The organism is Spiribacter salilacus, from assembly GCF_009649225.1.
Taxonomy (GTDB): Bacteria; Pseudomonadota; Gammaproteobacteria; order Nitrococcales; family Nitrococcaceae; genus Spiribacter; species Spiribacter salilacus.
On record NZ_WJPP01000002.1, the window covers coordinates 395,075 to 411,409 of the forward strand.

Here is a 16,335-nt window from a genome sequence, read left to right on the forward strand (position 1 = left end):
GTAGCACTCACACAGCGTTTGTCAAGTAACTTGAATTTGGCGCCAGTTACTTCACTTACTACCAGCGCGCTCGGCGGTGCGGCGGATCGTATTCGCAACCAGCACGGGGTTAGCGTGATGAGGCATGTGGCCCATGCCCTCTACGCGGGTGAGATGAGCGCTTTCGACGTCTGCGGCAAGGCGTTCGGAATGGTATTGCAGGCCCACCGTGCGGTCCTCGGTGCCATGTATGATCTCGATTGGCAGGGACAACGCGGGGTACCCCGGGGACATGGCCACAAGGTGATCTCTGAGGCTGTCTACCTGCTGCGCGTTAATCTGCAGCTGGCTGGTGCGCAGCGTTAGCTCAACACCCAAATGATCGAGATAGCCCTCGGGGACTGGGTTGGGGCGAAAAGCACGTGGCAGGGCGCGCTCGATAAAGGCGCGGGGGGCAAGTCGGGCCACCATAGGCAAGATGACATGCTGCCCCAATGCCGAGGCTGACAGCCGATACCAAAGCCCAAGCTCTCCGGGCCACGGATGCGAGGCTGGGGCTAGAAGCGTCAGACCTGCAACCTCGCTCTCCGCCTGCAGCGCCCAGGCCAGCGCAACCGCACCACCATAGGAGTGGGCAAGGATGATTGGGTTTTCCACCTCAAGCTGAAGCGCTGCACTGCGTAACAGCTCGGCCTGCTGCATTGGGCTGAGCGCGTCGCCAAAACTATCCGAATATCCAAACCCCGGCCGATCAAAGGCAATGACGCGAAACTCATCTGCCATTCGATCGACAAGATCAAAACTGAAATCGCGCGCATTACCACTGGCGCCGTGGATCATGATGAGATCGGGCCCTTCACCTCGCACGATGGCATGCAGGCGCCCTTGCGGCAACGTCACAAAGCGGCCCTCTGCGGCCGAGTCTGCATAAGCCATCGGCTCCTCCGTCCTGCTTGCACAGGCCGTGATGAGGCTAACCCAGAGCAGGGCTGCCAGCACAAGGCTTAATTTGAACATAAGGCTGGGCTTATAAGCAGCCCCACGTTAAAACCAGATAGCAATGCGCATTCATAACTGCCCATTCTGGCAGGCGTACTCACATAGTCACCACAGAACGCCACTCGAGCATCACGGCATATGGATAAAGCCGCCGGGAGCGGCTCGCCCTGCGGAAAGGCGTTGCCCCACCGGTGCAACAGAGGGCCGAAGGGATAAGCCGATTTTTCAATTATCGGCATACCTGGAATGCGCCCAAGCCCTGCGAGCATCGCATCGATAATACTTTCCTCACGATCCGCACTGGAGGAGGCATCCCCCACCCGGGCGGCGCTAGATGAAGAACCATAAACGCCGGTATTTTCACGCGCAAAGCGGCTTGTGGAATAAAGCACCACCGAGCAACCTGTCGGCCCACAGGGCTGGATCGAAATTTTTGCTAAAACATCATGATCCCGAATGGTGGCCACATCAAAAGACAGCCTTTGCCACGCCTGCGCCGCCGCACCGGTCGCATAGAACAACACCGCAAGCACTGGGGCTGCTGTCTGTTTCGCAATCACCGCCAATGACTCGTTGAGCGCAGGATCATTAAGTTGTGCAGCCGCCTCAACCAGGGGCGGCGGGCCACCAAAAGTTTCTGACCAGCGCGGATGGGCAATGCCGCTGCCCGCAACAATCAGCCAGTCTGCACGACCAAGCTCCGCTTGTTGTTTGTCATAAAGTATCCATGGATCATTCGCTCCAGTGCCACGGGCAAGGCCTCGAACCATGGTTGAGTAGGTAGTAGTTATGTTTGGCAGCAGCGAGGCAGCAATATTGGCCATCTCGCCATTAGCCCCAACCACCAGCTGCACATCCTTATTCGCCTCTCGCTCAACGATAGCGCCACTTTTACCATCAATAACAGCGCGCTTACCCGCATAGGGTTGAACCGATTGCCCAAGTGATGAAATAACCGCCATCCCCTCATGGGTGGAAATATCCGCATACGGCACCCCATGATTAATGCGGAACTCTGAGATTGAGCGGGTTTTTCGGGTTGCGCTACGCCCTCCGGGGCCCCTGCCAATTTCATACAGAATAATCTGACTGGACGGATCTGGCAGATTTGTTGCCAAGCCCCTTGCAACCGCAGCGCCAGCAACGCCCCCGCCAATGATTGCCACGCTAAACTGATGGGTCATAAATACTATCGCTCTGGTTAAAGATGCCAATCGACTAAGTCCATTGTGAGACAGGGTTCACGACAAACCCAACCCCCACTCAGGTAAATTATGTAACTCCTGTAATCAACCCATACAAAGGAACTGTGTTATGACCTATAAAGAGTACAAAGTTTTACACGTTGTTGAAGGCGGCCTGGGCACCATCTTTCTGGGCGCATCAGGCGTACCAATCAAACGGATGGAAAATGCCCTCAACAAAGAAGCCGCCGATGGCTGGACCATGCTCTTCCAGATAGTCGAGCAAAAGCGCTTCTGGCTTTTCTGGAAACGCGAAGCCGTCATCATCACTTTGGGGCGCTAACCCATGCTATCCAAAGACGCCGTTGAACAAAGAGAAGAGCGCATTCGGCAACAAATTAGTGAGCTGCCCGATGAAGATCGCAGCCGCCTGTACAAGGAGGCCGAAAAGAAACTCAAGGATCCTGACACCTACGCAACACTCAACTACTTCTTTATTGCAGGGCTCCACTACTTTTATTTGGGCAAATGGGGCGCCGGCCTTTTGGCGATCGCCCTCTTCTGGACTGGCATATATCTGCTCTTCACCGACGCCATGTGGCTGGGCATTGCACTCATCGCCGGCGTAACGCTCGTCGAATTCTACGAACTCTTTAAATCCCAACTGATCGTGCAAGAGCATAACAATCAAGTTCTAGAGGAGCTTTACCGACGGCGGGTTTAGCCTGCTTTCCCCAGCTACTGTGGACACAAATATTTTATGGCGGCAATGATAGTCGTGGTACGGTTTGGGGCGAGTAACATTTTTTGCTCGACTATAAGGATTACCACTAATGTCCATGCATAACCCGCCCCACCCCGGTGAGTTTATTATGGAAACCTATATGCGGCCCTATGGTTTGAGCTGTCGCTACTTGGCGGCACAGCTCGATGTAGCGCCATCGACACTAAACCGCCTATTAAAAGCCCAAAGTGGTGTTAGCCCAGAAATGGCACTGCGCCTTTCAAAAGCGCTAGGCCGCACCCCAAAAAGCTGGCTCGCAATGCAAGATATGCACGACCTCTGGTTTACCTCCAAAACCATCAAACTAGATCACATCCAAAAGGTCGCGTTTGACGACAACCCCCAAACCAACCGCCCCCACTAACAAAAGCCCCATATTCGTAAGCTTCCGTATTATTCTTAAGCCCCCGTATTATTCTCAAGGCCCCAAATTCCTAAGCTTCCGTTATCTTTAACCCCGCGTTTTTCAATTCGCGAAAGCGAATTGTGAGCGGGGATAAAGATAACGGAAGCTAAAGGTAATGGAGGGTAAGGATAACGGAAGCTTAAGGTAACGGAAGGAAGCTAAAGATAACCAAACCTAAAAAATCACCGGCAAATAAGCATCCACCAACAAAAACGCAAACAGCGCCATCAAATAATAAATGCTATAACCAAACGAGCGCATGGGCAGCGAGCGATCTTGATCCCGAGTCAGCATAACAACGCCAAACCACAAGTAACGTGCACCTAAACCCAACGCCCCAAGTAAATAAACCCAGCCACTCATCCCAGTAACAAACGGCAGCACCGACACGCCAACCAGCAAAATCGTGTAGTACAAAATCTGCCAGCGCGTGTATCGATCACCATGCGTGACGGGCAGCATAGGAATGTCGACACTGCGATATTCTTCTTGCCGATGGATGGCCAGCGCCCAGAAATGTGGCGGCGTCCAAACAAAAATAATCAAAAATAAAAGCAAGGCATGAGGATCAATTGTGCCCGTGACCGCCGCCCAGCCAAGAACGGGGGGTGCCGCGCCCGCTGCTCCACCAATCACAATATTCTGCGGCGTGGCGCGCTTTAAAAACAGCGTATAAATAAACGCATAGCCAATTAGCGAAGCAAAGGTGAGCCAGGCCGTTAGCGGATTGACCAAGAAATACAGCACACTTAAACCTGCCGCGCCAATCGTCGCAGCAAAGATGACCGCATGGCCGGTGCGCAGATGCCCGGTGGGCAATGGCCTTGCCTGGGTGCGCTTCATAATCCCGTCTACACGCCGGTCTACCAAATGGTTAATGGCCGCAGCAGAACCCGCCGCCAGCGCAATACCGATATTGCCAACAATTAGCGCATTCCAGGGGATGGTGCCGGGGCTTGCAAGCAGCTGACCAACAACCGCAGTAAACACCATGAGTGCCACCACACCAGGCTTGGTGAGCTCATAATAATCTCGCCATTGCCGCTGCACATGCTGCAGCAGAGTAGCGGGGCGCGTACTGGACGCGGTAGATGCCTCGAGCAATCGACTCATGTTCGCCTAATTGGTTGCACTAGATGCACGGCCGTTACCAGCGCCATCATCAGCAGCGCTGCACCGGCATTGTGCGCGACCGCGATACTCAGAGGCAAGTTGTAGAGCACATTAGCAATGCCTAGGGCAATTTGAGTACCCAGCACCCCTCCGATAACAATAGCGATGCTTCGGCCAGCGCTATTTGTGCGCCAAAGCCGCCATAGCAGTAGGGCAAAGACCAGGGTAACCACAATCGCCCCAACTCGATGGACTAAATGAATAGCCATGCGCGCGGGATGATCCAAAATACCGAACTCATAGTTCACCCCAAGGCCGCGCCACAACACAAACCCTTCTGAGAAATCGGCGCGCTCTGGCCAGTACTCACCAAGGCTACAAGTGGGGAATTCGTTACAGGCAAGTGCTGCATAGTTGGTGCTAACCCACCCCCCCAGCGTGATCTGCCCGATGGCGGCAATAATCCCTAAGCTGAGCAAAAAGCCAAGCCCGCGCTGTTTAGCTAGCTTGCCTGCACCGCCAAAATAGTTAGAACGCAGAGTTACCCACCATAGCAGCGACAACGTGGTCAGCCCGCCAAGCAAATGTGCGGTCACGACCGCCGGCTTAAGCTGCCAAGTGACTGTCCACATGCCCAGTGTGGATTGAAAAATAACCAGCACGATAATGAACAACGGCAACTTCCAGGGCTGACCGGCTCGTTTACGCAACTTCCATGCCGCAATGCCCAAGCCCGCAATCAATAGGCCCAGCAAACCTGCAGCATAACGATGAACCATTTCTCGCCAGCCTTTGCCAATATCAACGGGTGTATCCGGAAAAGCGGCGTTGGCCGCGGCAATTGCCTCTGGCGTGTTCGGTACATCCAGATGGCCATAGCAACCTGGCCAGTCGGGGCACCCCAGCCCCGCGTCGGTCAAGCGAACCCAAGCACCCAGCACCACAACGCAGAGCGTGAGCAGCGTGGCAAACAACGAAGTTCTAAAAAACCAGGGATGCGCGTTCATTGAGCAAGGGCCTCCTCTCGGGCACGACGTTCCGCCTCTTCTTTAGCAAGGCGCAAAAGTTTTTCTAAATCATCGAGTAGACCGGCGGCATCTAACGGCTCGGCATACCGCATCACATGATAGCCTCGGTAATCAACAATATTGGCCGCAATAGCAACGCCATCCGCCTGCGCCAACGCGTTTACGGAGGCCATTGGCGCGGTCATGGCGATAACGCTGTCTTGGCTTTCGGGTGGCGGCTCTACCCCTGGCGGCTGAACGCTAACAAGCAACACTCGGTCGATGCTGCGATCCAGCGCCACCCGGGCACGCGTCAGCAGGTCTAAACGCGCTTGGCAGTCTTCGCCGCAGTCGGCCGTAAAAGGCACAACGATCTGCCATAAACCACCGGTTACCGGCGCTTCACCGCGAACTGGCTCCCAGTTCTTAGTATCCAGCTGCTCGGCCGGCTGCACTAGGGTGCCGTGATTGGTGGTTACCCCACCCGGCATATATCCGCTTGAAACTAAAATCACAGCCGCTATAACGGGTAGAAAAAAGACACCCATCAAAAACAGTAGCTGCAGTCGGCCCTTTGTACGTGACATTTAACTTTTATTCCTTGGCTGGCGCCGTTTGGTATTGACCACAAGCCAAATAACGGTAAGGGCTGCGGCCATTGAAAACCATTGAAACGCATATCCTTCATGCCGCTCAGGGCCATATCGCCACGCCTCACGACCAGTGCGCTCGATGCGTGGTGCTAAGTCCAGCGATCCTTCGATCAATAACTGACCGGCCAGTAACGGGTAGGGAGTTTGCGAGTCGAAATACTCGTAATCAAGGTACTGCACGCGACGCGGCCATTCACCCGCATTGTCACTGGGCTCACCTAACTGCATTGCAACGGTGGGGCGTGGGGCAATTTGCCCCGTCACGGTTTGCTCGGGCTGCTCGATGACAACGGCAGGCAGCTGACGGCGATCATCACCGACAGGCAGAAAACCTCGATCAACCAATACCGCCTGATCCTGACCTTCAATCCGCAGCGGCACAAGCCAGCGATAACCCACTTCACTATCCTCTACTTGGTTATCCAGTAAAAACTGCCGCTGTGTATCATATACGCCAGTGGCACGAGCCCTGCGAAATTCAAAAGCTGCTAAGCCAGACTCAGCGGGCTTATCATTTAAAGAAACCACCGGAGCCTCAATAGCCGCTGCTCTGTGAGCAAGCTCGGTATGCTTTTGTTCCGCCCGATCAAGCTGCCAAACCCCAAGGAAGATCAAAAACATCAGCATGACCAGATAACCAAGCGTGGGGAGCAGCGGCGGTGCAAACTGGAAACTACCGATGTGCATGCCTGTCTGACCACTCTATACTGATGTTTCTAAACCGATGTTTTAGCTAACCAGAAGGAAGCCTGCATGGACCTCGCCATACGCATTGCCATCGCAACAACCATTTTGATCATTATTGCGAGCCTTGGTTCAAGCCTATTTTATTTGATCAAAGATCGCGGCCAAACCAATCGCACACTCAATGCACTGAAAGTTAGAATCGTCTTGTCGGTTACGCTGTTTTTGCTAATTTTGCTGGGCTTTTTCACAGGTGTCATCACCCCAAATGGCAGCCCGCTTAACTAGCTGTCGCTACATAATGTAGACAAACACGTACAGCCCCAGCCAGACCACATCAACAAAGTGCCAATACCAGGCGGTTGCCTCATAACCGAAATGAGAGTCTGCCTCGAAATGCCCTTTCATACAGCGCAGCGTGATAACGATCAGCATAATCGTGCCAAGCAAAACGTGCACACCGTGAAAACCGGTCAGCATGAAGAACGTAGAGCCGTAAATACCCGTATCTAAACGTAAATTCAGATGCGCATAGGCTTCGTAATACTCATAAGCCTGCAAACAAATAAAAGCTAGACCCAGCGCAATCGTCATCCACATAAAGGTGATCAAGCGACGGCGATTGTTCTCTTTAAGCGCATGATGAGCAACGGTGAGCGTAACGCCAGAGGTGAGCAGGATTAGGGTGTTAATTGTAGGCAGCGGCCAGGGCCCCATCGGCTTCCAGTCAAGACCCAAATTGCCAGGGCCTGCCGTTGGCCAGGCCAGCAAAGCCGAATCCCAAAGCACTCGGCTGGTGGCCGGATCTTCACCGCCAAGCCATGGCACCGACAAAAAGCGCGCATAAAAAAGCGCGCCAAAAAAGGCGCCAAAAAACATAATTTCAGAGAAAATAAACCAAATCATGCCCCAGCGAAGAGAGCGATCTACCTGCGCGCTGTAAAGGCCGCCCACACTTTCGCGGATCACATCAGCAAACCAGCCCCACACCATGTAGATCAGAAGCGCACCGCCGGCCCCCATTACCCACAAGCCTAGCCCCATGCCCTCTAAGTAAAGCGCAATGCCAATAACCAGTGAGGTAAGCCCAACACTGCCGATGATCGGCCAGTTACTGCCGTGGGGTACGTAATATCCGCTCTCTGCTTGCGCCATGCGCTTGTCTCTCCACTCTAGCCTCAGGTCAGTCTATAACCGATCGAGGAAAACCCCAAAATAAATTCCCAGCACGACTAGGACTAATAAAAACACCGTCCAGCGGATGCCGCGACGCGCGCGGCGATCTGCCTTTTCATTAATGATCTTCAATCAGCGCACCACCGGTGGGGTATCAAACGTATGATGCGGCGCCGGTGATGGCACTTCCCACTCAAGGCCTTCAGCGCCCTCCCATGCACGCGCTTCAGCCTTTTCGCCACCACGAATGCACTTAATTAACAGCCAAACAAAGATTAGCTGAGAAAAGCCAAAGGCAAAGCCGCCAATACTAGAAATCATGTTCCAGTCTGCAAACTGCACTGAGTAGTCGGGAATACGCCGTGGCATGCCCGCCAGACCCAAGAAGTGCTGCGGGAAAAACAGTACGTTGACCGAGATGGTGGACAGCCAAAAATGCGCCTTACCCAGTCGCTCGCTATACATATGCCCCGTCCACTTAGGCAGCCAGTAATAAGCCGCTGCCAAAATGGCAAACACAGCGCCAGTTACCAGCACATAGTGGAAGTGAGCCACCACAAAATAAGTGTCGTGATACTGATAATCAGCAGGCGCGATGGCCAACATCAGCCCAGAGAACCCACCAATGGTGAACAAAAACACAAACGCCAATGCAAACAGCATGGGTGTTTCGAAGGTCATGGCGCCCCGCCACATCGTAGCCACCCAGTTAAACACCTTTACGCCGGTTGGCACTGCGATCAGCATGGTGGCGTACATAAAGAACAGCTGCCCCGCTAACGGCATACCCACCGTAAACATGTGGTGAGCCCACACGATGAACGACAAGAATGCGATAGAGGCCGTTGCATATACCATTGAGCTGTAGCCAAACAGCGGCTTACGCGCAAAGGCAGGAATGATGGTGGAAACAATACCGAACGCCGGGAGGATTAGGATATAAACCTCGGGGTGCCCGAAGAACCAAAAGATGTGCTGATAGAGCACCGGATCACCACCACCGGCCGCACTAAAGAACGTGGTGCCAAAGTACTGATCGGTTAGCAGCATGGTGATGGCGCCAGCCAGCACCGGCATAACGGCAATCATCAAATAGGCCGTGATCAACCAAGTCCAAACGAAGAGCGGCATCTTCATGAGGGTCATGCCCGGTGCGCGCATATTCAAGATGGTGGCTACCACGTTAATGGAACCCATGATCGAGCTAATGCCAAGAATATGAATCGCAAAAATGACGAATGGGAACGCAGTACCCGTTTGCAGCATCAGCGGTGGGTACATCGTCCAGCCGCCGGCTGGGCCGCCACCCGGCATAAAGAGCGTTGAAAGCAGAACGGCAAACCCGAAGGGCAGCAGCCAGAAGCTCCAGTTGTTCATTCGTGGCAGGGCCATGTCTGGCGCCCCCACCATTAATGGAATCATCCAGTTAGCCAAGCCCGTAAAGGCTGGCATAACCGCACCAAAAATCATGACCAACGCATGCATGGTGGTCATTTGGTTAAAGAAGTACGGATCGACAAGCTGTAAGCCAGGCTGAAAAAGTTCTGCTCGAATTACCAAAGCCATGGCGCCACCCACAAGGAACATGGCCAGCGAAAACAACAAGTACATCGAGCCGATGTCTTTATGGTTTGTTGTTACCAGCCAGCGCTTAAAACCCGTGGCTTCAGCAGCGTGATGGGCATGATCATGCGTTGTTGCGGTCATTGATCCCGTCTCCCTCAAAAGACTTTGTATTAACGAGATGCCACGGCATCTGATGCTTCGTCAGCGGATGAACCTTCGCGCTGTGCCATTAGCCAGGTCTCAAATTCATCCTTCTCTACAGCTTCTATCACAATAGGCATAAAGCCGTGGTCTCGGCCACACAGCTCCGCGCAGCGCCCGCGATAAATACCTGGCTCATCAATTTGCGTCCATGTTTCGTTCACAAACCCAGGAATAGCGTCTCGCTTCCAGCCAAAGTCAGGCACCCACCAGCTGTGAATGACATCGGCAGCGGTGATTTGAAAGCGGATGCGTGTATCTACCGGTAATACCAATCGGTTATCAACATTCTCTAAATAGTACGGCACCGAAGCTGGCGAAACGCCCGAGCCAAGCTGCCGGGCCCGGTCACTTTCGACATCTAGACGGCTTAAAAACTGCACGTCTTCATCGATGTATTCATAACCCCAAAACCACTGATAACCGGTGACTTTGACGGTCATCTCAGAGCCCGTGGTGTCGTTAATATCAATCAGCACCCGCGTTGCCGGAATAGCCATACCCACCAGAATTGCCAGTGGGATAATCGTCCACACAATTTCTACCGCGGTGCTGTGATGAAACTTAGCAGGTTTAACACCGCGAGATTTACGATGCCGGATGATGGAATAGAACATCGCGCCAAAAACTAAAACACCGATAACCACAGTAATCCAGAAAATGGTCATATGCAGACCATAAACCTGGTTACTCATATCGGTAACACCTTGGGTCATATTCAGCAGCGAGAGATCTGCCAGCGCAGGCCCTGCCATAAATAGTAACGCCAGCGCTAACACGCTCTTTTGGCATTGTTTGCCAATACGCATCATCATCCTGCTTTTTCTCCCAATGTTCTAAACAAGGTGCCACCGCATCGTGCCATCGGTCCGATACATCCTTTTAGTTCACGCGCCAGGCTCAGCCGTTCATCCGGATCTAAGAAGCTGCCTAGTGTAACCTCTCGATCGCGTGAGCGCAGAACTAACTGTGTTTCATCCCATCGGCGTGATAGCCGTCGCAATTCTACCTGCGTCCACGCTCGCTCCATCTCGTAGGCCTGCTCAACCCGGCCACGACCCTTTTCGATACGGATATTGTTATCCGTTACGTTAATCACTTCTCTATCGAGCGAGCGCCGTGCAGACACATACAGCGCTGCACCCAGCGCCAAGACTTCTAACCCCGCGAAGGTCAAGATGGGCCATAGCCCGCAAGCGGCACAAACCACACCAATTCCTAAGCACACCGCACTTAGCCCAATGAAAATGCGCACCGTTTGCGGCCAGTTAGGCGCAATATTTGGTGCCAGCACAAAGCGCCGGCCTGCTAGCGAATCGGTTGAAGCCTGTGTTGTCATTACAATCCCTGTCTAATCGACAAAGTTGATGTGCGTCAATTCTAGAGAATTCTGCAGCCCGAGAAAAGCACAACAACTATTCACTACTGCGCCGAGGAATGGCGCCACCGGCAATCGGCACATGAACCTCGCCAGTTTCACTTTTAATTTGTGCCTGTCCTTCTGTTCCCCAGGCATGCCCGTAAGCAACCTCCCAGGTTGCCGGCACACGCCCCGCACTATCTTGCTGCTGCTGATACGCCGCCCGCATAGCCTGCAGCCGCCTTGGCGTGGTTAGTCCTTGGTCTCGCGCGGCCAGCACATTCCGAAAGCCCAATGCGCTCAAATCCTTGATTAGAGCATCAACACCCGCATAGGTCAGGGTAAAGTGATCTAAATCCATCACAGGGTCTGCCAAACGCGCACCCACCAGCGCATCACCAATGTCATGCATGTCCACAAAACTTTGCACATGCCCGGCATTATCAACCGTGGCCCAAGCCGCGCGCAGCTCTTTTAAGGTATCTGGCCCAAACGTGGCAAACATTAAAACGCCACCCGGGGTTAATACGCGCTGAAATTCTCTAACTGTCGTTGCTAGGTCGCTGATCCGGTGTAGCACCAGTGATGAGAAAATCAAATCCACCGAGCTGGTGGCAAATGGCAATCGGTTAAGTCCCGTCACTAAACCGGGCAAGCGCCGCCATCTTGAAACGCTTTTCCGCGCTGCGCGCACAAAACCTGGTGCCTGGTCAGCCACCATTAATTGCGCCTTGGGATAGAGCCGCCGCAGGCCAGGTGTTGCTAGACCCGTGCCGCAGCCCAAATCAAGCACCCGCTTAGGTTGTAATTTAATAAACTCCAAGCGCTCCAGCAGGCGCTTGGCAACTTCTCGATGCAGGACAGCCGCGTCGGCAAATGAATTGGCTGTTGCGTGAGCCGCACGCGTAAGCCGACGATTCAGCGCGCGATTATCAACTAACAATGGATCAAGCTGAGATGTTTGCATCCGCTCATGCTGCCACATTTTACCGCCCATCGGCACGTGGGCCTGCCGCACTCTGCGCGCCGTATGCACCTGTCAGACTCGGTGGATGTCCACTATTAACACTTGGCTTCACCAACTATTCGATGGTCGATGCCGTTTCTGCCATATCCCCTGCTCAAAGCAGGATATTTGCCCTGCCTGCAAAGAGGATCTGCCGTGGATTACTGCCGCGTGCTATGCCTGTGGCTTGCCATTGGCATCTGGTGCGGTGTACTGCGCCGATTGTCTGAGTAGCCCGCCGCCATTCACGCATACAATCGCCATTTGGCGCTATTGCGATGATATTCAACGGCTAATCCAAGCTTATAAATTTGAGGAAGATTTTGCTGCGGGACGACTACTGGCCGAGTTAGCTGCAGAAACATTGCAACAGCGTCAGTCTTTGTTAGATGCACCCGTTATTCCCATGCCGATACACCCAAAACGCCGCCGATCCAGAGGCTTTGACCACACTCATCACCTTGCCAAATGGATGGGCTGCAGCGTTTCTGGTCAACTACTCAAACGGCAGCGCCACACCCCACCGCAAAGCGGCCTTGATGCCGCTGCGCGCGCCAAAAATCTGGCCCAGGCATTTACGCTCACGGCAACACCTCCAAAGCAGGTGATTTTGTTTGATGATGTTTTAACCACAGGCGCAAGTACGCGCGAAGCCGCTGCCACGCTAAAGGCCACGGGAGTCGAAAGGGTTGAATGCTTCGTCTTAGCGCGGGCTATATAAACTGCAGAACAAGACCTAAAAAGATCACACCGCCGTAAACATTGTTGTTTAAGAATGCCCGAAAGCAATCGGCACGCTCACGATGCCAAATCAATTTTTGCTGCCAAACAAAAAAACCTGCCCCAACAACCACGCCAACATACCACCACACGCCAAGCTCAGCCTGCAGGCCAATCCACAACAAAAGCCCCGTTAAAATCAGCTGTAAAATGCCAATAATGAGCCGATCGTATTGACCAAATAAAATGGCCGTGGAGCGAATGCCAATTTTTACATCATCATCGCGATCTACCATGGCGTATTGGGTGTCATAAATGGTGGCCCAAATAACAGTGGCACCAAAAACCCACCACGCAATAGAAGGAACCGCGCCGGTTTGTGCAGCAAACGCCATTGGCACCGCCCAACCAAACGCCGCACCTAAGTGGATTTGGGGTAAATGCGTGTAACGCTTCATAAAAGGATACGTTGCCGCAATTACCACCCCCACAAACGAGAGCAACACGGTTAAGCGGTTCATTAACAAAACCAAACCAAATGCCGTTAAACACAGCGCGGCAAATAACAACAGTGCCTCCCGCTCGCTAACTGCCCCGGTGGTTAAGGGTCGCTCGCGTGTGCGTTTAACGTGGCGGTCAAAATCGCGGTCTGCATAGTCGTTAATGACACAACCGGCTGCGCGCATCACCAATACACCTAAGATGAACACGATCAGCACATCAAGGTGAGGCAACCCATCTGCGGCTAACCAAAGTGCCCATAAGGTGGGCCAGAGCAACAAAAAATTGCCGATGGGGCGGTCCAATCGTGCCAAGCGGGCATACAGCCCAGCGCGATGGCGCCAGTCCACACGATCAACCCACATTGGTTAACTCCTCTAATAAAGCCGGCAAGAAAACCTCGGTAATTAAAAGGGGGCGCCCCCCAATACGAAAGATGGAACGTCTAGCCCATGCCGATGTGGCCTTTCCCCCAAAACTCGCAGATAAACCAAGCCGACTCTCTCTTGGCACTGGCGCCACCTCAATTGGCCCGCGGGCCACGGGATATCGACCGAACAAAAGCGCCCCAAGCGGACGTGCACCCAACCGACGAAAACGCCGCAGTGGCCCATGTAAGCTGCTGACGGGAATAATGCTTCGCGCATAAACTAGGGGTGTTGAACCCCGACACAGTTCCACCTCTCGCAGCCAAACTTTGCGCGGCTCGCGCACCGCTAACCGAGCCCGCTCATCAGGCCAAGGCTGAACCCAGCATTCTCGAATCACTCGCACCCGAAATTGTTGGCCGGCAATACCGCGAAGCCGCCGGGTTAATGAGCCAGGCTCATCCAACCAAGGCTTGAGTTTTTTTGGCACAGCGGTAATTGCCGATAATCGACGCGGCCGCCAGCCACGGGTTCCCGGTTCACTCATCAATTATACCTGCGCGTAGCGCTCGCCAGCGCCAACCCATCGATCGATAAGAGCCTGCGTGGCGTCTGGATACTGTTGTAGTAGCGTTGCTGCTGCCTGCTGAACATGATCAAGCAAATCGCCATCGCGCAGCAAATCAGCAATCCGATAATTTAACTCACCCGTCTGCCGTGTTCCTAACAACTCACCCGGCCCACGAATCTCTAAATCTCGGCGGGCAATGCGAAAGCCATCGTTACTTTCGCGCAATACCGACAATCGCGCGCGAGCGGTTTGGCTTAGTGGTGATTTGTATAACAGCACACAACTGCTGACGGCCTCTCCTCGCCCCACCCGACCGCGCAACTGATGCAGTTGAGCAAGCCCAAAACGCTCGGCATTTTCAATGACCATCAGTGAGGCGTTAGGCACATTCACGCCCACCTCAATTACCGTGGTGGCAACGAGCAAATCAAGCTCCCCTTGCTCAAAAGCATGCATGGCGGCCTCTTTTTCTTCTGCTTTTAGCCGGCCATGCACCAGCCCAACGCGCACGTCTGGCAAGTGGGTGCGCATACGCTCGGCCGTTGCTTCGGCCGCCTCGGCCTCAAGCACATCAGAGGCTTCAATCAAGGCACAAACCCAGTAAACCTGGCGCCCTTCCTTACAGGCAACGCGCACGCGATCCATGACCTCATCACGCCGGCTATCGGGCAGCGCCACCGTTTGCACCGGGGTACGCCCCGGCGGCAGCTCATCAATAACCGACACGTCCAAATCCGCATAGGCTGTCATCGCTAAAGTGCGCGGTATTGGTGTGGCCGTCATGACAAGCTGATGCGGCTGAATGTGGCCGCCACCTTTATCGCGAAGCGCAAGCCGCTGATGCACCCCAAAGCGATGCTGCTCATCCACCACGACCAGCCCCAAGCGATGAAATACGACGGCCTCTTGAAACAAAGCATGCGTACCAATCACGACTTGGGTACGACCTTCAGCCAGATTAAGCAATGCCTGGCGATGCGCCGCAGCAGATAGCCGCCCGCCGAGCCAGTCCACCTGCACGCCCAGCGGCTCAAGCCAGCCCATAAAACTGCGATAATGTTGCTCGGTGAGCAATTCGGTGGGCGCCATCACCGCCGCCTGCCAGCCGGATTCCACGGCACTCAAGGTGGCCAGTGCGGCAACCACGGTTTTACCGGAGCCCACATCGCCCTGCACCAGCCTTAGCATGGGCTCTGTGGTGGCCAAATCGGCTTTAATCTCTGCATGCACCCGTTGCTGCGCTTGAGTCAGGGCAAATCCCAACTGCGTTAATAACGCACCCGGTAACTCGCCTTCTACATTCAGCGCAGGCGCCGGGGCCACGCGCTGATGCTCGGCCCGCAGACGCAATAGACTTAAGCGATGCGCCAGCAACTCTTCAAAAGCAAGACGCCGCACCGCAGGATCACGCCCTTCGATAAGAGCCGCAATGTCGGCATCCGTCTCTGGAGCGTGGACGTGGCGTAAAGCGGCGCTAAGAGAAGGCAGTTTCAACGCTGCGCGCAGCGCTTCGGGTAGCCATTCTTGCAGGGTGTCTACTTGCTCAAGTGCCGCGGCCATAGCGCGTCTAATTTGCAGCTGGGTCAAGCCCTCGGTTGAGGGGTAGACCGGAATAAAACCGCCGGTGGGTGGTGGCGCATCGGGCTCTACCAAAGACCACTCAGGATGCACCATTTGCAACATGACTGGCCCTGGCCGTGCCTCGCCAAACAGCCTAAGTCGGGCGCCACGCACGAGCTTTTGGCGTTGCGCCCCGTAAAAATGAAAAAACACCAACTCTAAATGTCCAGTGCCATCACTAATGCGGCACACCAGTCGTTGCCGCCGCCCGCCCGTAACCTCACTGGCGGTCACTTCTCCTTCTACCAACGCACTCACACCCGGACGAAGCTCGCCAACGCGCAGCACGCGTGTACGATCTTCATAGCGGGCCGGCAGATGAAACGGGAGATCTTCAACGCGGCGAATGCCAAGCTTGCCTAACTTTTCAGCAAGCCGCGCGCCGATGCCCGGTAGTCGGGTCAGCGCGGTGCCTACTCCCTTCTCAGGGGGCACGG

The 16,335-nt window shown here is 54.2% G+C and carries 19 protein-coding genes; 5 read left to right on the forward strand and 14 right to left on the reverse strand.

What is annotated here, in order from left to right; translation table 11 throughout:
* Positions 1-51: 51 nt before the first annotated feature.
* Both GH984_RS04895 and GH984_RS04900 read right to left on the reverse strand, forming a co-directional pair.
* A complete protein-coding gene (locus tag GH984_RS04895; RefSeq protein WP_172973169.1) occupies positions 52-915 on the reverse strand; it encodes an alpha/beta fold hydrolase in 864 nt (287 codons plus the stop codon).
* Between the two features lie 68 nt (positions 916-983).
* Positions 984-2,162, reverse strand: a complete 1,179-nt coding sequence (locus GH984_RS04900; protein WP_153719076.1) for an NAD(P)-binding protein — start codon at positions 2,160-2,162, stop codon at positions 984-986.
* Between the two features lie 130 nt (positions 2,163-2,292).
* Between GH984_RS04900 and GH984_RS04905 the strand changes: the two genes are divergently transcribed.
* From GH984_RS04905 to GH984_RS04915, 3 genes are all read left to right on the forward strand, one after another.
* Entirely contained in the window at positions 2,293-2,505 is a 213-nt protein-coding gene (locus tag GH984_RS04905) for a DUF4177 domain-containing protein (protein WP_153719077.1), read from the forward strand.
* A 3-nt stretch (positions 2,506-2,508) separates the two neighbouring features.
* Positions 2,509-2,886, forward strand: coding sequence for a TM2 domain-containing protein (locus GH984_RS04910; RefSeq protein WP_153719078.1), 378 nt, complete (start codon positions 2,509-2,511; stop codon positions 2,884-2,886).
* A 109-nt stretch (positions 2,887-2,995) separates the two neighbouring features.
* The gene (locus tag GH984_RS04915) at positions 2,996-3,310 is read left to right on the forward strand and encodes a HigA family addiction module antitoxin (RefSeq protein WP_153719079.1); all 315 of its coding nucleotides are present in this window, start codon (positions 2,996-2,998) and stop codon (positions 3,308-3,310) included.
* A 216-nt stretch (positions 3,311-3,526) separates the two neighbouring features.
* Here GH984_RS04915 and cyoE read toward each other — a convergent pair whose 3' ends face one another.
* The 4 genes from cyoE to GH984_RS04935 are packed head-to-tail and all read right to left on the reverse strand — an operon-like array spanning position 3,527 to position 6,812.
* Positions 3,527-4,465, reverse strand: a complete 939-nt coding sequence (gene cyoE, locus GH984_RS04920; RefSeq protein ID WP_153719080.1) for a heme o synthase — start codon at positions 4,463-4,465, stop codon at positions 3,527-3,529.
* Positions 4,462-5,472, reverse strand: a complete 1,011-nt coding sequence (locus tag GH984_RS04925; protein ID WP_153719081.1) for a COX15/CtaA family protein — start codon at positions 5,470-5,472, stop codon at positions 4,462-4,464. Before GH984_RS04925 ends, cyoE begins: the two co-directional genes overlap by 4 nt.
* Positions 5,469-6,059 (reverse strand): redox-active disulfide-containing membrane protein, encoded by a 591-nt coding sequence (locus GH984_RS04930; protein ID WP_153719082.1) that lies wholly within the window; start codon positions 6,057-6,059, stop codon positions 5,469-5,471. Before GH984_RS04930 ends, GH984_RS04925 begins: the two co-directional genes overlap by 4 nt.
* Positions 6,060-6,812: an SURF1 family protein gene (locus GH984_RS04935; RefSeq protein WP_153719083.1), complete on the reverse strand. Its 753-nt coding sequence runs from the start codon at positions 6,810-6,812 to the stop codon at positions 6,060-6,062.
* Positions 6,813-6,878: 66 nt separating this feature from the next.
* Between GH984_RS04935 and GH984_RS04940 the strand changes: the two genes are divergently transcribed.
* Positions 6,879-7,097: a twin transmembrane helix small protein gene (locus GH984_RS04940; protein WP_153719084.1), complete on the forward strand. Its 219-nt coding sequence runs from the start codon at positions 6,879-6,881 to the stop codon at positions 7,095-7,097.
* Between the two features lie 6 nt (positions 7,098-7,103).
* Here GH984_RS04940 and GH984_RS04945 read toward each other — a convergent pair whose 3' ends face one another.
* The 5 genes from GH984_RS04945 to GH984_RS04965 form a co-directional block, all read right to left on the reverse strand.
* Complete coding sequence (locus GH984_RS04945; protein WP_153719085.1) at positions 7,104-7,964, reverse strand: cytochrome c oxidase subunit 3; 861 nt, start codon at positions 7,962-7,964, stop codon at positions 7,104-7,106.
* Between the two features lie 153 nt (positions 7,965-8,117).
* Complete coding sequence (gene ctaD, locus GH984_RS04950; RefSeq protein ID WP_153719086.1) at positions 8,118-9,692, reverse strand: cytochrome c oxidase subunit I; 1,575 nt, start codon at positions 9,690-9,692, stop codon at positions 8,118-8,120.
* A 29-nt stretch (positions 9,693-9,721) separates the two neighbouring features.
* Positions 9,722-10,567, reverse strand: coding sequence for a cytochrome c oxidase subunit II (coxB, locus tag GH984_RS04955; protein ID WP_253939122.1), 846 nt, complete (start codon positions 10,565-10,567; stop codon positions 9,722-9,724).
* Positions 10,564-11,091: a DUF2244 domain-containing protein gene (locus tag GH984_RS04960; RefSeq protein ID WP_153719087.1), complete on the reverse strand. Its 528-nt coding sequence runs from the start codon at positions 11,089-11,091 to the stop codon at positions 10,564-10,566. The genes coxB and GH984_RS04960 overlap by 4 nt, the downstream gene beginning before the upstream one ends.
* 76 nt (positions 11,092-11,167) lie before the next feature.
* The gene (locus GH984_RS04965; protein ID WP_253939123.1) at positions 11,168-12,109 is read right to left on the reverse strand and encodes a methyltransferase domain-containing protein; all 942 of its coding nucleotides are present in this window, start codon (positions 12,107-12,109) and stop codon (positions 11,168-11,170) included.
* Between the two features lie 55 nt (positions 12,110-12,164).
* Between GH984_RS04965 and GH984_RS04970 the strand changes: the two genes are divergently transcribed.
* On the forward strand, positions 12,165-12,839 hold the full coding sequence (locus tag GH984_RS04970) for a ComFC family protein (RefSeq protein ID WP_153719089.1): 675 nt from the start codon (positions 12,165-12,167) through the stop codon (positions 12,837-12,839).
* On the opposite strand, the gene ubiA is transcribed toward GH984_RS04970, so the two are convergent.
* The 3 genes from ubiA to recG are packed head-to-tail and all read right to left on the reverse strand — an operon-like array spanning position 12,832 to position 16,333.
* Positions 12,832-13,704, reverse strand: coding sequence for a 4-hydroxybenzoate octaprenyltransferase (gene ubiA, locus GH984_RS04975; protein WP_153719090.1), 873 nt, complete (start codon positions 13,702-13,704; stop codon positions 12,832-12,834). The genes GH984_RS04970 and ubiA overlap by 8 nt on opposite strands.
* A complete protein-coding gene (locus tag GH984_RS04980) occupies positions 13,694-14,254 on the reverse strand; it encodes a chorismate--pyruvate lyase family protein (protein ID WP_153719091.1) in 561 nt (186 codons plus the stop codon). Before GH984_RS04980 ends, ubiA begins: the two co-directional genes overlap by 11 nt.
* 3 nt (positions 14,255-14,257) lie before the next feature.
* Positions 14,258-16,333 (reverse strand): ATP-dependent DNA helicase RecG, encoded by a 2,076-nt coding sequence (gene recG / locus GH984_RS04985; protein WP_369691944.1) that lies wholly within the window; start codon positions 16,331-16,333, stop codon positions 14,258-14,260.
* Positions 16,334-16,335: the final 2 nt, after the last annotated feature.

What these genes read in the sequence shown, in the direction of transcription:
- cyoE (WP_153719080.1), bottom strand. Translation starts at nt 4,465, where the DNA reads ATGAGTCGATTGCTCGAGGCATCTACCGCGTCCAGTACGCGCCCCGCT.
- GH984_RS04900 (WP_153719076.1), bottom strand. Translation starts at nt 2,162, where the DNA reads ATGACCCATCAGTTTAGCGTGGCAATCATTGGCGGGGGCGTTGCTGGC.
- ubiA (WP_153719090.1), bottom strand. Translation starts at nt 13,704, where the DNA reads ATGTGGGTTGATCGTGTGGACTGGCGCCATCGCGCTGGGCTGTATGCC.
- GH984_RS04980 (WP_153719091.1), bottom strand. Translation starts at nt 14,254, where the DNA reads ATGAGTGAACCGGGAACCCGTGGCTGGCGGCCGCGTCGATTATCGGCA.
- coxB (WP_253939122.1), bottom strand. Translation starts at nt 10,567, where the DNA reads ATGATGATGCGTATTGGCAAACAATGCCAAAAGAGCGTGTTAGCGCTG.
- GH984_RS04945 (WP_153719085.1), bottom strand. Translation starts at nt 7,964, where the DNA reads ATGGCGCAAGCAGAGAGCGGATATTACGTACCCCACGGCAGTAACTGG.
- GH984_RS04895 (WP_172973169.1), bottom strand. Translation starts at nt 915, where the DNA reads ATGGCTTATGCAGACTCGGCCGCAGAGGGCCGCTTTGTGACGTTGCCG.
- GH984_RS04910 (WP_153719078.1), top strand. Translation starts at nt 2,509, where the DNA reads ATGCTATCCAAAGACGCCGTTGAACAAAGAGAAGAGCGCATTCGGCAA.
- GH984_RS04935 (WP_153719083.1), bottom strand. Translation starts at nt 6,812, where the DNA reads ATGCACATCGGTAGTTTCCAGTTTGCACCGCCGCTGCTCCCCACGCTT.
- GH984_RS04930 (WP_153719082.1), bottom strand. Translation starts at nt 6,059, where the DNA reads ATGTCACGTACAAAGGGCCGACTGCAGCTACTGTTTTTGATGGGTGTC.
- ctaD (WP_153719086.1), bottom strand. Translation starts at nt 9,692, where the DNA reads ATGACCGCAACAACGCATGATCATGCCCATCACGCTGCTGAAGCCACG.
- GH984_RS04905 (WP_153719077.1), top strand. Translation starts at nt 2,293, where the DNA reads ATGACCTATAAAGAGTACAAAGTTTTACACGTTGTTGAAGGCGGCCTG.
- GH984_RS04960 (WP_153719087.1), bottom strand. Translation starts at nt 11,091, where the DNA reads ATGACAACACAGGCTTCAACCGATTCGCTAGCAGGCCGGCGCTTTGTG.
- GH984_RS04915 (WP_153719079.1), top strand. Translation starts at nt 2,996, where the DNA reads ATGTCCATGCATAACCCGCCCCACCCCGGTGAGTTTATTATGGAAACC.
- GH984_RS04965 (WP_253939123.1), bottom strand. Translation starts at nt 12,109, where the DNA reads ATGGGCGGTAAAATGTGGCAGCATGAGCGGATGCAAACATCTCAGCTT.
- GH984_RS04925 (WP_153719081.1), bottom strand. Translation starts at nt 5,472, where the DNA reads ATGAACGCGCATCCCTGGTTTTTTAGAACTTCGTTGTTTGCCACGCTG.
- GH984_RS04940 (WP_153719084.1), top strand. Translation starts at nt 6,879, where the DNA reads ATGGACCTCGCCATACGCATTGCCATCGCAACAACCATTTTGATCATT.
- GH984_RS04970 (WP_153719089.1), top strand. Translation starts at nt 12,165, where the DNA reads ATGTCCACTATTAACACTTGGCTTCACCAACTATTCGATGGTCGATGC.